Origin of the sequence: Priestia megaterium, from assembly GCF_041941685.1 — a bacterium.
Lineage (GTDB): Bacteria > Bacillota > Bacilli > Bacillales > Bacillaceae_H > Priestia > Priestia megaterium_C.
In genome coordinates this window covers 1,558,590-1,573,159 of the sequence record NZ_CP130958.1, presented here as the reverse complement: position 1 = coordinate 1,573,159, position 14,570 = coordinate 1,558,590, and the positions used below count along the sequence as shown (strand labels likewise).

The window sequence follows — 14,570 nt, the reverse complement described above, 5'->3', positions numbered from 1 at the left end:
ACCAAGTGTATTCCTGAGAAAGACAAATGTTTCTTTTGAAAGCGCTTAAAATTCCATACTTATAGAATTTATAATAATAAACAACCAGGTAAATGTCCATACTAAAAAAACAAAAAAAGACAAAAGTTTCAGTACGGATAAAAATTCTTCCTTCTGTTAACGAGCTTTCCGGAACGTTATTAGACAATATCTTTTTTCTTTTCTCTCTTTGATAATTCTTTTAAAAAAAGGACTTAGACATAATTAAATCATCCGAATCTAAAGACGAACAAATTGGATAAATAAGCTAGTATGGATCGCTTGTTCCACCGCTGTTGATTTCCGTGCAAGACTTCGCTTTCTGCGGGGTCTCGCCTATTCCGCTTTTCCCTCAGGAGTCTTCGCCTTTCCCTCCAATCAACAGCTAAAAGCAACTACATACATGAAACCTACATTCACCATACCAATGAAAAAATCCGAACGAGTTTGATTCTTAATCAAACTCGTTCGGATTGTCCTTCAACTAAAATACTTTTGTCCCAGCCTCTTCTGTTACTTTTGCATAGATATGTTCTTTATTTTTTTATGTCCGTTTTTTACTAATAAGCATGAGACAGCAAAGCTTAGTAAAGCAGCTAAAAATGTTCCACTGTAAATAATGTGAACACCTGATGCAAGAATTTCATGCAGCTTTGACAGTTCTTCTGCTGGTACCCCGCCTGTCTCAAACGAAGCATTCAAATTTTCTTGCCCTAATTTCTTTGCTTGCGACAGCGTTACTAAGTTGAAGATTGTACCAAACACTGCGGAACCTAGTGTTTGACTAAATGTATTTGTAAACGTATTAAGAGCCACCGCTACCCCTCTTTTGCTAGCTGGGACCGCTGATTGAATAACTAGCATAAAAATAGGCGTAATAATACCCATTCCTAACCCAAGGACCCCAACGGCTACATAAATTAAAAATACGGGTGAGTGGGTGGAAACTAAAAACAGCATAAAACAAGCCGTACTTACAATTGCCGTGCCCAGCGTAAGGATGGAGTGCGTTTTAAGACGCCCTACTAAATTCCCTGAAAGCAGTGAACCAATCGTCCAGCATACTGGCATAGGCATTAATACAAAACCAGCAGCGGTTGCACTTTTCCCCAGCACTCCTTGACTCCAAATTGGAAGGTAGACCGTAATACTAATAACTACTGATCCCACAAGAAGTGTTAATAAGTTTATAACAGATACACTTCGAATGGAAAATAGTTCAAGCGGGATAAGAGGTTCGGGAGATTTCTTTTCTATATAAATAAAGCCAATGAATGTTAGAACAGCTAGAACAAATAACCCTATAATGGTCGGATCTCCCCAGTTTTGATGCTGACTTCCAGTTAAAAGCGCATATAAAAACGCAATTGTTCCCACTGAAAACGTCACCGCTCCAATATAATCGATATAGCGTTTTTCTTTTACCACTTCTTCTTTATAGTTTACTAAAAGAACAAAAAAAGCCATTAGTCCAAACGGTATATTTAAAAAGAAAATATAGCGCCAAGACAGCGTATCCACTAAGAATCCCCCAAGAAGAGGACCGAGAACTCCCGCAACTCCCCAAACTGCGCTAATCCACCCTTGCGCTTTGGCTCTTTCTTTTGCTTCTTCATACAAGTCGCCAATAATAATCATTGTAAGCGGCATAACGACCCCGGCGCCCAGCCCTTGGATAGCTCTATAGACAATTAATTGCTGCATTGAAAAGCTAAGTCCGCAAAGTATCGATCCGATTAAGAAAATAATGATTCCAACAAGCATAACTTTTTTGCGGCCGAATAGATCCGCTAACTTTCCGTATATAGGTGTAGATACAGCAGTTGTCAGCATATAAATGGCATATACCCAGCTAACTAGCTCAATGCCCGACAAATCACTTGTAATTCTTGGAACAGCCGTACTGACAATGGTTCCTTCCATTGCAGCTAAAACAGTGACAAGCAGCAGCGCTGTCATGATTCGTTTCCTCATCTTTCTCTCTCCTTGCAACTGCGGGCATACCATGGTTTTTCTTATAGAAGATAAAAGCGGTTTCAATATACGGATACCCTTTTAGCCTTTATATGTATGTGATGCCCCGCATATAGTTGCTGCCATATGCAGCCAAATAATTATTTTACTATAAATTTTTTCAAAGCGATAGATAATTTCAAAAATATTACTTTCCTCTCATTGATAGAAACATGCGTACATGATGTTTTATTTCCTTTTTAAATTGCAAAAAAAGCACCCCGTAACACCTGGTACGGGATGCTTTTACGTATTTTGTATGATCAACTTAATCGGGGATCTTTTAATAAACGTTCCATTTCTTCCATATGATTTGTTTCATCTGCAATCATATCTTCAAGCTTTACAACAAGCTCTGTTAACCCTAACTCTTCTGCTTGTTTTTTACGCTCTTCGTAGCGCTGGATAGTTTCTTTTTCAGCCTTGCTCGCTTCTTTAAGCATTTCCGTCACGTTTGAAACGTGCTTCACCTCAGCCGGCTTTGTTGTTGGCTCACCGCCAAGGTTTTTGATTTTTTCTGATAGATAAAGGGCGTGTCCTTGCTCGTCAGGAATTTCTCCTTCAAAGAAAGGTTTTAAAATTTGATATTCTAGACCGGTTACTGTAGACGCATAGTAAGTGTACTGAATAACCGCCGAATATTCACCCGCTAAATCGGTATTAAGTCCCTCTATTAGTTGTCTCATTTTCTCTTCCATTTGAATAAACACCCTTTCATTTACTGTTAGTAGACATGTACCCTTTCTGCCTAGTCCTAAACCACAATAAGACGATATTCTACTCCTTCTTTTTAAAAGTAGGGAAATTACTGAATGGAACGAAAATGTTTGATTTCTATATTTTTAAACAGAGACCTTCCTCCTTGAGAGAAAAGCGTAATTCCTTGGTCGTTGTGACGCGGAAACACTTCGCTAGAATGAACGGTTTTTCCATCATCAACAAAGACTTCAATGCTTGTTTTATCTACCAATATCTTCAAATGAACATTTTTCTTGCCTGCATCAAAGTAATCACGGCTTTCCACATACTTTTTGCTGTGATCAGGCTGATTGCTATAGCTTCTGTTCACATATGAGACGTTATCTTTTGCAAAAATGCCCACATCAATGTGCCGCTTTTGATCTGCGGACTCTCGAAGTCGTAAGCCTACATTTTCTGCATCTGACCATGAAATATCTGTATCAAGCTGATAAGCTTCACCTTTTATCTTTAACTTTTTCTCTCCGTTTACTTCTACTTGTTCAAGAGAGTTTGTTGAATCAGTTAGCTGATTTAATTCTTCGACAGGCTTTGATAACAGGCTGTACTGATCGTCGTCTTGTTTTGAAAGCGTAATTTCACGGGTTACTGAATCGAAGCCGTTAAACTCTTCTTTCATCGTTGGCGTCTTATCTGGATAATCCCAGTTGTTCATCCATGCAAAAGCGTAGCGTTTTTCTAAGGAACCTTTATTTTTACCGTCTTTAAACGTGACTGCTCCGTACCAATCGAAGCCATGATCGAGCCATTGCGGCTCGATCATATCGGGAGTGAATGTTGTTCCATCGTAATTTCCTGTCCAATAAGCATAGGTGTTTGGCTTTCCGCTTTCTTTTCCATTTGCACTTGTCCCGAGAACCCACTTAACTGTCCCGTCATCTGCCTTCATTTGAAAAAGATCTGGACATTCGGTAATGCCAATATCTTTAGTTACAAATCCTCCCGTATACGTCCAATCCTTTAGATTAGAAGATTCATAAAATCCGATTTTTTCACCTTCTGACATGACGAGAGCCCACTTGTCATGTTCATTATCCCATATGACTTTGGGATCTCTAAAATCTTTGGTGCCTGGATTAGGCATGATAGGATTTTTGCTATATGATTTAAAGGTTTTTCCTCTATCGGTACTATACCATAGATACTGTTCTTGCTTTTGTCCATCGGCAGAAGGCTGGGTCATAATCGCTACAATTGCGTCTTTACCAAAGCCTGCTGTGTTATCTTTATCCTCTACAACGGATCCGGACCATATATCGCCATTTTTATTTGTATACTTTGGAATAGCTACTCCTTCATCTTTCCAATGAACCAAATCTTTAGACGTTGCATGTCGCCATTCCGTCCCGTTCCCTTTAGGATAATCATGATTGTATAAGTAATAGTAATGATATTTCCCGTCAAAATAAATGGGCTTTTGGGGATCATTTTTCCATTTATCAGGCGTACTAAAGTGATACACTGGACGATAAGTGAATTCACTTTTATTCTCTTTTTCTTTTCCTTGGTCTTTTGTATCCTCTTTTTTGGATACGGCTGCTATAATGAGTCCGGCTATTACAACTAAAAGAACGGCAAGCGTTATCCATTTATAAGCACCTTTTTTCTTCAAACAAACCCCACCTTTCTCTTTTTTGTCTACATCGAATAAAACAAAAGAAAATGGTGATTACAATCACCATTTTCTTTTGTTGCTATTGCAAAGTGCTCAGTCTTCATCTACTGTTAACTGACCTTGCTCAAGAACACTATCTTTTACAACAGATGTTTTTGAACCGTCAATATTTACTAAGAAGCTTGGTGCAAATGTAGAGTGGTTGTCTTCATAAAAGCCTCTATTTGTCATGTAGCTTGTAATAACGACATTATTACCTTTTGTTTGCGGTACAGCAAAGTGAGAATACGTAAATGTTTTATCATTAGGATCTAAATCCATATGAAGAACTAATCCTGTATCATTTAAAGGCTTATATTTTCCTGTTAACGTATTTGAAACATAGCCTAGCATATACACATCATCTTGTCCGATTCCATCAATCGTCATTTTAGATCCGCGAGAATCGGTGAACAAGTACCATTTTCCATCTTTTTTGAAAATGTTTGCACGTTCAATTTCGTCTGTAACTGTGTTTGATGTAATAAGCGGCTTCATTACTTTTTTGAGCGTATAGTCATCATTTAACTCAATAATGCCCAAAGCCCCGTTTGCTAAAGAAGCTTTTTCTTTATTAGATCCTTCAAGAAGCTTTTTCTTTTCAGATTGGAAGAAAGGATTATTCCCTCCGTAGTATGCTCTGTTATATAGAGAGTCTTCACCTTGGTAGCCATCTTCTGTTCCAGTGTTAGCTTCGAAAACAAGGTACTTATGTCCGTTGTCTTCTATGTAATGAGGATCTCTTAGCGTATGGTTATCCCCTGTGTCATAACCGCCTTCATCAATAAACTGCTGAACCGTTTGATAAATCTTTCCGTCACCGTCAAAGATTGACTTGTAATCTTCTACTCCGTCAACTTTTAACGTATTATCGTTTGGCTGAGACATGTTTACTTGAGCTGTCGTTAACGTTTGTTTTCCATATTGTTTACCTGAATAATCCGTGTAGAATAAACGAACTTTACCATCTGTTGTTAACGTGGCAGAACCAGACCATTCTTGCGTTTGATTTTTAAGATGCGGATCATTCGGAACGAATTTATCGCTGTCTTCAAACACTCTTCCAGCGTTTTTCCAGCTGTCAATAGATTTGTCTCCAGCTTTTTTATAGAAAAGATAAACAGACGTGTCATTCGAATCTTTTGGATCACCTGCTAGGGCAAACACAATTTGATATCCATGATAAGTCGCCACTGTTCCGTCAGCATTTTGTAATGGCCAGCTGTCCCATACATCTAAGTCAATTGTATTTCCTGATGCATCTTTTCCCTTAGCGGAAGCAATGTTTTTAATAGTTGATTCATCAAAAGCAGGAACTTTAAACTGATCACTGTTTTGCTGCTGCGGAATTTTCACCATATTATCGCGAGTAATATGCGAAATTCCATAGCTATTATTAAAGTCTTTGCTGTCATTTCCTTTAGCAAATGTTTGATATCCCCCGCCTACTAGTAGGGCTGCAGCCAATGTAGCAGCAGTTGTATGCTTAGCAACTCGTTTCATTTTCATATGTTTTCTCCTTTTGGGTTAGTAAAGAATATAAATTTATTAATTCAATTAGCTATCAAAAAATCGAAAACAGAACCGGTTCCGTTCAACCAAAAGATTACTTGGATAAATGACGAAAGTCAAACATGCCAAATGTAGCTATTTCTCATTTTCATCTTTTTTATTGAGCTGTAACTAGGACCAAAGTTTACGTACAAGGGGCTTTTTTATGTAACCGTTTTTCCAAAAAAAGTGTACGGTTTTCTTTACATTCCAAACCACGATTTCCAGCTGTTGCGTTTTATACTTTTTACACGATTAAATACTCTATCTTTCTGGCATTGAAAGCGCTATTCCTTTTTTTATACTTTCCGACCATTCTGTTTTCATCAATCTCTTGAAAAACCAGTACTCTTTTTTATTATTCGGACATGAAAACGTTCTATTCTTTTTTCTTTCTAGAGATTAGGATGATAATAATAAAGGTCTAAAGTATGTTTTAAGAAAAAAATATTCCTTCTTTTTACCTACTCATTTTTATCTTTTTTAATGCATTCTACGCTCTCCCGTTTTACAAAAGAGAGAGCGTAGAATGCATTTTTTAAATATTAAGAGTCTAAGCCGGTTGCTTTTCCTTCACGGCTGGAATCAGCTGCTCCAAATAAACGGCCGTTTTCTTTATCAATTTGAATACCTTGGACATTTCCGATTGGGAATGGCTCATCTCCAAAATTAAATCCCATGGCTTCTAGCTCTCCTTTGGCATTCATATCCACTCCGGCTTCCCAACCGATAAGTGATCCTGTACTATTAAAAATTCTTGGTTCTTCAATCGCTTCTTTTATATCCATTCCATAGTCTAAGACATTAATAAGCGTTTGAAACACAGAACCTACAATGGTTGGTCCACCTGGAGACCCTAAAGTGAGTACAGGTTCGTTGTCTTTAAAAACAATGGTTGGACTTTTACAGCTAACCGGACGCTTTCCTGCATCCGCTTGATTTAGCCCTCCAGGAATAGCATCAAAATCAGTAAGCTCGTTGTTGAGTAAAAATCCATGGTCTTTAACCATAATTCCTGTACCAAAAGGATGTTCCACAGTTGATGTACAAGCGACAATATTGCCCCAGCGGTCAACTACCGTGAAGTGAGTTGTTTCACTAAGCTCACGTTCAGGTTCACAAGGCTGACGCACAACGTTCACTTTTTGGCCTTTCTCATAATCCCACGGGTTGCCAAAATCAACTTTCTCATTTTTATGCTTCCAATTAATTAATTTTTGACGTTCCTTTATATATTCTTCATTTAAAAGCCCTTTTAATGGAATGTCACTGTAGGCTGGATCTCCAGAGAATGCAATTTTATCTGAAAATGCAATACGCATAGCTTCTGCAAACAAATAATATTTTTCCCAAGATTTTACGCCGTATTGAGCCACATCGAAGTCCTCTAATAGCTTTAAGATTTGCAGCACGGTAGTCCCTCCTGCACTAGGCATGTTAGAAGAAGCAATTCGATATCCTTTATAATCTCCCCACACGGGCTCATCGATCTTAATCTGGTATTCTTTCAAATCTGACAGTTCCATAAAACCGCCGTGCTCTTTTATCGTTGAAATAATGGCTTCTGCAATTTCACCTTCATAAAAAGACTCAACACCTTTTTTTGAAGAATACGAAATGTTTTAGCAAGATCTTTTTTATTAATCATATCTCCTTCTTGTATAGGCTTGCCGTTCGGAGAATATAGCTCTTTAGCATGTTCTCCTAGTCGATAGGCATATGTTTTTAAAATATCTCCAAGAACCCAGTTTGTTTCCACCCCTGCTTCTGCTGCCTTGGCAGCCGGTTCAATTAATTCAGCAAGAGGTTTTGTTCCATACTCTTTACGAGCTGCTTCCATTGCCTTTAAAATCCCTGGGATCCCGATTGCCGTCGCATGCGTAGAACGCTTTCTAAACGGAATAACTTCCTTATTTTTATCCAGAAACATTTCAGGATAAGCTGCTTTAGGAGCCTGAGAATGCCCATCAAAAATTTTAGTTGTTTTACTTTCATTGTGGTATACCATAAAAAAGCCGCTGCCCCCAATACCCGTCATCATCGGTTCTCCAACATTGAGGCCAAACTGAACGGCTATTGCCGCATCAATTGCATTGCCTCCGGCTCTTAGTACCTGTTCTCCGGCGTCAGTTGCAATTGGATGAGCGCTGGCTACCATTCCTGTTTTTCCAACGGCTGTTTCTCTTCTATATGAACTCTTTCCTGAACGAGATAAACTTTTTCCATTAATCATCTTTTACGACCTCCTAGTTACTTACTTTATCTGGGATATTGGTAAAATACCCTATTGTTTTTCAGATAAAACTGTTTAAATTTGTATTGATTACTTTAAGCCATCACATTCGTAGACCGATATCCCTAGAGTATGTTAAGCCTTTGAAAGCCATAAAATAGAAAAAGCGCTCAACCCTTTTTATTTAAATAAAGGGTTGAGCGCTTTTTGCATTTTCTAACATTTATACACTTTTACACTTGTACCGAAGCTACTTCATTATTTACGTTCAGCAGGTCGTAAAGCTCTTGAAGTCTTCCTATTTCATAGGTTGAATTCCAATTTGTATCATTCTTTTTTCCCTGAGGATTAAACCAGCACGTATCAATACCCGCCAGCTGCCCGCCTTGAATGTCTGCACTCAAAGAATCCCCAACAATCAATGTTTCATGCACGGACAGCTCTTTTATACGTGAAAAAACATAATCAAAATATTCCTTCATAGGTTTTTGAAAACCTGTATCTTCTGAAACAAATATTTCTTTAAAATAAGGATATAGACCTGAATCTTGAAGTCGCTTATATTGTGTAGCCGATACGCCATTTGTAACAACATATAACTCATAGTGACTGCTCAGGTTTTTAATTAACTCAATTGCTCCGTCAATTAGCTGATGGCCATTGTTCAAATACGTTCGATACTCTGCTTCAAGTAGCTTTCCATCCTTCTCTATTCCATATTCTTTACATAGAGTAGAAAAGCGAGTATTTACAACTTGCTCACGGCTTATTTTATTTTCTTCAAAAGCTGTCCATAACCCCTGGTTTATCAAACTATAACGTTTTTTGCTTTCCTCAGTCAGCGGAATATCGTGGTTAGCAAAAAGAAGCTGTAAAGCCTGCTCTTCGGCTGCGTTAAAATCTAAAAGCGTATTATCAATGTCAAATAGAAGCGTTCGGTATGTTTTCATTCTTCTCTCTCCCCTTCAACTAATCTATTACTTTTTCTACTCGTATATATTGTCGTTTGCTAGACAGCTCAGTTTTTCCTTATCTTTGAGAATAATGGAGCCTTTCTTTTTTTCAATAACTCCTTGCGCTACAAATTTCTGAAGAACACGATTTAAATGCCGGTAAGTCGTTCCGATTAAATTAGCTATATCTTTTAAGCTTTCTGTTTTTTGATTCATAACCAAATGCGATTCTTCACAAAAAATAGAGAGCAAGTAACTAGCCAGCCGCACTTCAACTGGGTACATTAAATTAAAGCTTAGCGAGTTCGATTTTGCGCAAAACTTTTTTGTGAGCATTTCCAGTAAAAACGTCAGCAGCTGTGGATCATTGCTCGCATGCTGTTTTAATCGTTTGTATGGTATACCGATAACAACTAAAGGTGAAACGGCTTCAACCGTATTCATAATCTCAACACCTTGTACATACTCAATATCGCCTATTACTTCAAGGGGCTGTTTAAAAGAAAGAACAAGCGTCTTGCCTTCGGGCGATATGGTATAAACTTTAACCTTGCCTTTCATCAATATGTACAAACAGTGAGACGCATCTCCTTGAGAACAAAGACGTTCCCCTGCCTCGACATCATACAGTGACAAATGCGGTAGTAACTCTTTCTTGAAAACCGACTCTAATTTATAAGTATTTATATACTCCATCAGCTGTTTCTCACTCGTAATTTCCCTCATGTTTTCCTCTCCATCATAACGGTTTCTTTTTATTAAACAATAACACTTCCTAAAATAAAAAGGACATATGTCTCAAATAAAGTTTTAATTTTTACGTTATGTTCATAGATCACTTTCAAGAGAAATATATACACAAAAAAGACTCTAGCTCGTTGGCTTAGAGTCTTTTTGTTAAGCGCTCTTGTTCTTTCTGGCGTATCCAGCGTAAATAAAGACGCCAATCAGCATCCAGCCGATTGAATACATCCACGTTTTTATTGATAAGTTGAACATGAGAAAGATACAGCAAAGAATAGCAATAATCGGAATGAATGGCACAAAAGGTACTTTGAAACCGCGTTTTAAATTAGGCTGACTTTTTCGCAGAGCCAAAATCGAAAATGAAACGGCAGCAAACGTGACAATCGCCAGCATATTCGCTAAATCCGCCAGCTGTTTTAAATCAACAAAACCAGCTACGATCGCACCTAACGCCCCGACAAGCCATGTGGATATGACAGGTTCGCTGTTTTTTCGGTTTACTTTCGCAAAAAGAGACGGCAATAATCCATCATGGCTCATTGACATCAGTATGCGAGGCACGACAAACAAATAAGCAAATACGACGGCCATAATACCAATAACCGCTCCTATAGATACAATGAGCGCTGCCCATTCTTGTCCTACACTATTGAGCGCATATGACAACGCATCGCCTACGTTTAGCTCTTTATAAGAAACCATTCCTGTTAATACTAATGCAATTACTACGTAAATGACTGCACAAACACTTAGTGCAATCAAAATGCCTAGCGGCAAGTTTCTTTGCGGATTTTTCACTTCTTCTGCCGAAGTAGAAATGGCATCAAATCCGTTATAAGCAAAAAAGACGGAAGCTGCGCCTGCAAAGATTCCTTTCACACCAAAAGGGGTAAATGGGTGCCAGTTATTTGTATGAATAAAAAAGACGCCGACGGCTACAAATAAAAGAACAATACCTACCTTTATTAAAACCATTAAGTTATTTATTTTTTTACTTTCTTTTACCCCTCTTGTTAATAAAAACGACATGCACAGTACAATAAATACTGCAGGAAGATTAATAATACCTCCATCGCTTGGTATGTCCGTGAACGATTCAGGAAGTCTAATACCAAATTCAGTAAGCACATTATTCACATAAGATGACCATCCGCCCGCTACAGAAGCTAAAGATACCGTATAGCATCCCACGATGGACCACCCTATCAAATGCGCTACAAATTTTCCTAGTGAAACATATATGTATGTATATGCGCCTCCTGAACTTGGAACAGCTGAACCAAATTCTGCATAACACAGCGCAACAAGAATACAGGCTACTGCAGAAATAACAAAGGAAATGGAGACCGAGGGCCCTGCATCCCTCGCGGCAACTAGCCCTGCTATAACCAGAACTCCTGTCCCAATAGTTGCTCCTACTCCCATCAAAATCACATCAAATAACCCTAGTGTCTTAGTTGATTCTTTTGCTGCATTTTCCTCTAACAGCTTGTTAACATCTTTTTTTGCAAACAGATTACTCATGATGACTAACCTCTCTTCATCTCATTACGAATGACTACTTTTTAGTGGTAGATCTTTCTATATATGTAACAGTGAATTATTTTACTACATTTAATTTTCTGTGTAAAATAATTTAGTTTTTGAACTTTTTAATGATTAAAATAAATTTACTAGTGATGTTTTTTATAACACCATTATGATGTACCCGAACAGACTAAAAATATGTGTTAACAACTTTCTCAAAATGAGCTTCATTCACGATTGCTTTTGTACTATACTAAAGAAAAACTTCATAGGAGCAACGTAAAAGATGAACTTACTTTATTTTCTAAAGGGGTTAGTGATCGGCTTTTCTGTTGCTGCACCCGTCGGTCCCATTGGTATTTTATGTATTAATCGCACGTTATCTAAAGGGCGATTACACGGATTTGTATCCGGGCTGGGAGCAGCTACAGCAGATGCTCTTTATGGATGCATCGCTGCGTTTGGCCTAACGTTCATTACAACCTTTTTACTATCCCAAAAGATTTGGCTTCAGCTGATTGGGGGATTATTTTTATGTTATTTAGGTGTACAAACCTTTCGTTCTCAACCTGCAGAGCACGCTGCCGCTGCTAAAGGAGGGGGTTTGCTTCGTTCTTATACATCCGTTCTTTTTTTAACGGTTACGAATCCAATGACGATCTTATTTTTTATTGGCGTATTTTCTGGTGTAAGCATTAGTAAATCAGCATTTGATGCTGCTTCTGCTTTGACAATGGTTGCAGGCGTATTTTTAGGATCGGCCTGCTGGTGGCTTTCGCTCAGTTTTGCTATTAGTCTTGCCCGGTCGAAGTTTACGAATAAAAGCTTGATCTGGGTAAATCGTATTTCAGGAGCGGTTGTACTGACTTTCGGGATATTTGCGTTATACAAGCTGCTATAAAAAGTAATTTATCTCCTTTTCTGGGGGCTAATTACTTTTTTTAACAGAAAAGAATAATCTTAAAAAATACCCTAAACGCTGTCTTTTCTGTATAATAGATAAATAGAAAAACAGAAAAAGTATAAAAATGCTTGAAAACTACATACTCAATCATTAGTCTTCAAACATAATAAGGGGAAATAAAGCATGACCATTCTTCTAGTAGATGACAATCAAGTCAATCTATTTGTGATTGAAAAAATTTTAAAAGGCGCTGGCTACGATAACTGTGTGTCTCTTACGTCTGCCCATGCCCTTTTCGACTATCTTAACCTGGACGATGAAAACTCAAAAACGAATTCGGTCGATTTGATCTTACTTGATATTATGATGCCCGAAATTGATGGAATCGAAGCCTGCAGGCGAATTCAACAGGTAGAACGCTTGAAACATATTCCAATTATCTTTGTCACAGCTCTAGAAGACAGCAGCAAATTAGTAGAAGCTCTAGACGCCGGCGGAACAGATTATGTCACAAAGCCGATCAATAAAGTGGAACTGCTGGCTCGTATGCGGGTAGCTTTACGCCTTAAAGCAGAAATTGACTGGCACACGGAACATGAAAAGAAAATTCAAACGGAGTTAGATTTAGCTACGCACGTACAGCAAAACTTACTCAGTCCCCCTTTACGAGAGAAAGATATTCAAATGGAAGTTTCATATTATCCTTCTTTTAAATTAGCGGGTGATATGTACTATTGGCACAAAATTGACGAGCATCGGTACGGAATTATTCTTTTTGATATGATGGGGCACGGCATCTCTGCCTCGCTTGTTTGTATGTTTATTTCGTCTGTGCTCAGAGAAGCTATCAAGTCTCTCATAGACCCTGAGCAAGTTATTACAGAGTTGAATCGCTACATGGAATTATTGCACAGCGAAAAAGATGAAATTCCTTACTATTTCACTGCTATTTATTTAGTGATTGATACGGAAGCTAAGACAGTAGAATACGTGAATGCCGGGCACCCAGAAGGTTATATGTTAGTGGATGAACATACGCTCGTTCCTCTTCAACGAGGAAGCTGCCCTGTAGGGTTTTTTGAAGAAATGGACGTTCAGAAATCAGTTGTCAGCTTTGAGAACGATGTGCAAATTTTGCTATTTACAGACGGAGCTCTTGAATCAATGGGCCCTTGCGAAAATGAATCTGCTCTTCGTCTTCAAAAGCTTACTGAACAAAAATGGACAAATCCGCAGGCATTTATGAATGAAATTTTTTCAGAAGAACAAAAATTAAATCAGCCTGATGACATGTGCGTGCTTATGATTCAAGCACAAGCACAATAAAAAGAGACCTCACAAATGAGGTCTTTTTTTATTGCTTTTGATAAATGCGCTCGTTCCCTGCAAACTCGATATAAGAAGCTGCTCCTTCAGCAAAGCGAAGCGTTTCTTTATCACCAAGCCCAAGAAATCCTTTTGCACACAGGCTTTCTGAAAATAAATTATACACTTGATTTTGCAGCTGAGCTGTAAAATAAATAAGGACGTTTCGGCAAATGATGACGTGAAATTCATTAAATGACTGATCCGTGACTAAATTATGCTGAGCAAAGATAATATTTTTTAACAGCGACGGATGAAAATATGCATAGTGATGGTCCGTCTGATAATATTCCGAGAAGGCGTTCTTTCCACCGGCTTGAATATAATTTTTTGTATATGACTTCATTTTACGTAAAGAAAAGGCACCTTGTTTTGCTTTTTCTAATACATCTTCGTTCATATCGGTTGCGTAAATGACCGTTTTATCCATTAACCCTTCTTCTTCTAAAAGAATCGCCATAGAAAATACCTCTTCGCCCGTTGCACAGCCAGCGTGCCAAATGCGAATTTCCGGATAATTTTTTAATACCGGAATCACTTTTGTGCGAAATGCTTTAAAAAAGCTTGGATCGCGAAACATCTCTGTTACATTTATCGAAAAATCATTTAATAGCTGATTCATAAATTCTTCTTCGTGAATCGCTTTTTCTAACAATCGAGACACGGTTGAAATACGTTCAATTTTCATTCGATTATACACTCGGCGACAGATAGAAGATTTAGCGTACTGTCTGAAATCGAATCCTGTTAATCGATAAATAGCCGTCAGCAGTAAATCAATCTCTAAATCTGTTTTTTTATTCATAACTAAGTCTTCACTTAAATCTAGGTGCTTCATATCCATTT

General features: G+C 38.0%; 10 protein-coding genes and 1 pseudogene. 2 read left to right on the top strand and 9 right to left on the bottom strand.

The genetic code is table 11. The features are described 5' to 3' along the window. Positions 1 to 531 precede the first annotated feature (531 nt). The 8 genes and pseudogenes from Q5794_RS08180 to Q5794_RS08145 form a co-directional block, all read right to left on the bottom strand. On the bottom strand, positions 532 to 1,992 hold the full coding sequence (locus tag Q5794_RS08180) for an MDR family MFS transporter (protein WP_016763581.1): 1,461 nt from the start codon (positions 1,990 to 1,992) through the stop codon (positions 532 to 534). Between the two features lie 302 nt (positions 1,993 to 2,294). After that, positions 2,295 to 2,729, bottom strand: a complete 435-nt coding sequence (locus Q5794_RS08175; protein ID WP_013056263.1) for a ferritin-like domain-containing protein — start codon at positions 2,727 to 2,729, stop codon at positions 2,295 to 2,297. 107 nt (positions 2,730 to 2,836) lie between these two features. Beyond that, on the bottom strand, positions 2,837 to 4,402 hold the full coding sequence (locus tag Q5794_RS08170) for a glycoside hydrolase family 32 protein (protein ID WP_214985790.1): 1,566 nt from the start codon (positions 4,400 to 4,402) through the stop codon (positions 2,837 to 2,839). A 96-nt stretch (positions 4,403 to 4,498) separates the two neighbouring features. Beyond that, the gene (locus Q5794_RS08165) at positions 4,499 to 5,953 is read right to left on the bottom strand and encodes a glycoside hydrolase family 68 protein (protein ID WP_214985788.1); all 1,455 of its coding nucleotides are present in this window, start codon (positions 5,951 to 5,953) and stop codon (positions 4,499 to 4,501) included. Positions 5,954 to 6,540: 587 nt separating this feature from the next. Further along, positions 6,541 to 8,153, bottom strand: a pseudogene (ggt, locus tag Q5794_RS08160) (gamma-glutamyltransferase). A 308-nt stretch (positions 8,154 to 8,461) separates the two neighbouring features. Then, positions 8,462 to 9,178 carry a YjjG family noncanonical pyrimidine nucleotidase gene (locus tag Q5794_RS08155; protein ID WP_214985784.1) on the bottom strand — a complete coding sequence of 239 codons (717 nt, stop codon included), beginning with the start codon at positions 9,176 to 9,178 and terminating at the stop codon, positions 8,462 to 8,464. A gap of 36 nt (positions 9,179 to 9,214) precedes the next feature. After that, on the bottom strand, positions 9,215 to 9,907 hold the full coding sequence (locus tag Q5794_RS08150; RefSeq protein WP_374988965.1) for a Crp/Fnr family transcriptional regulator: 693 nt from the start codon (positions 9,905 to 9,907) through the stop codon (positions 9,215 to 9,217). 171 nt (positions 9,908 to 10,078) lie between these two features. After that, entirely contained in the window at positions 10,079 to 11,452 is a 1,374-nt protein-coding gene (locus tag Q5794_RS08145; RefSeq protein ID WP_214985780.1) for an amino acid permease, read from the bottom strand. A 289-nt stretch (positions 11,453 to 11,741) separates the two neighbouring features. Between Q5794_RS08145 and Q5794_RS08140 the strand changes: the two genes are divergently transcribed. Next, on the top strand, positions 11,742 to 12,356 hold the full coding sequence (locus tag Q5794_RS08140) for a LysE/ArgO family amino acid transporter (RefSeq protein ID WP_374988964.1): 615 nt from the start codon (positions 11,742 to 11,744) through the stop codon (positions 12,354 to 12,356). 186 nt (positions 12,357 to 12,542) lie between these two features. After that, positions 12,543 to 13,685 (top strand): SpoIIE family protein phosphatase, encoded by a 1,143-nt coding sequence (locus Q5794_RS08135; protein WP_057238412.1) that lies wholly within the window; start codon positions 12,543 to 12,545, stop codon positions 13,683 to 13,685. 28 nt (positions 13,686 to 13,713) lie between these two features. Here Q5794_RS08135 and Q5794_RS08130 read toward each other — a convergent pair whose 3' ends face one another. Further along, on the bottom strand, positions 13,714 to 14,568 hold the full coding sequence (locus Q5794_RS08130; protein WP_214985777.1) for a protein-glutamate O-methyltransferase CheR: 855 nt from the start codon (positions 14,566 to 14,568) through the stop codon (positions 13,714 to 13,716). Between the last annotated feature and the right edge of the window lie 2 nt (positions 14,569 to 14,570).

Coding starts and splice junctions, on each gene's coding strand:
- Q5794_RS08135 (WP_057238412.1), top strand. CDS start 12,543: ATGACCATTCTTCTAGTAGATGACAATCAAGTCAATCTATTTGTGATT.
- Q5794_RS08155 (WP_214985784.1), bottom strand. CDS start 9,178: ATGAAAACATACCGAACGCTTCTATTTGACATTGATAATACGCTTTTA.
- Q5794_RS08175 (WP_013056263.1), bottom strand. CDS start 2,729: ATGGAAGAGAAAATGAGACAACTAATAGAGGGACTTAATACCGATTTA.
- Q5794_RS08180 (WP_016763581.1), bottom strand. CDS start 1,992: ATGAGGAAACGAATCATGACAGCGCTGCTGCTTGTCACTGTTTTAGCT.
- Q5794_RS08140 (WP_374988964.1), top strand. CDS start 11,742: ATGAACTTACTTTATTTTCTAAAGGGGTTAGTGATCGGCTTTTCTGTT.
- Q5794_RS08130 (WP_214985777.1), bottom strand. CDS start 14,568: ATGGATATGAAGCACCTAGATTTAAGTGAAGACTTAGTTATGAATAAA.
- Q5794_RS08145 (WP_214985780.1), bottom strand. CDS start 11,452: ATGAGTAATCTGTTTGCAAAAAAAGATGTTAACAAGCTGTTAGAGGAA.
- Q5794_RS08165 (WP_214985788.1), bottom strand. CDS start 5,953: ATGAAAATGAAACGAGTTGCTAAGCATACAACTGCTGCTACATTGGCT.
- Q5794_RS08150 (WP_374988965.1), bottom strand. CDS start 9,907: ATGAGGGAAATTACGAGTGAGAAACAGCTGATGGAGTATATAAATACT.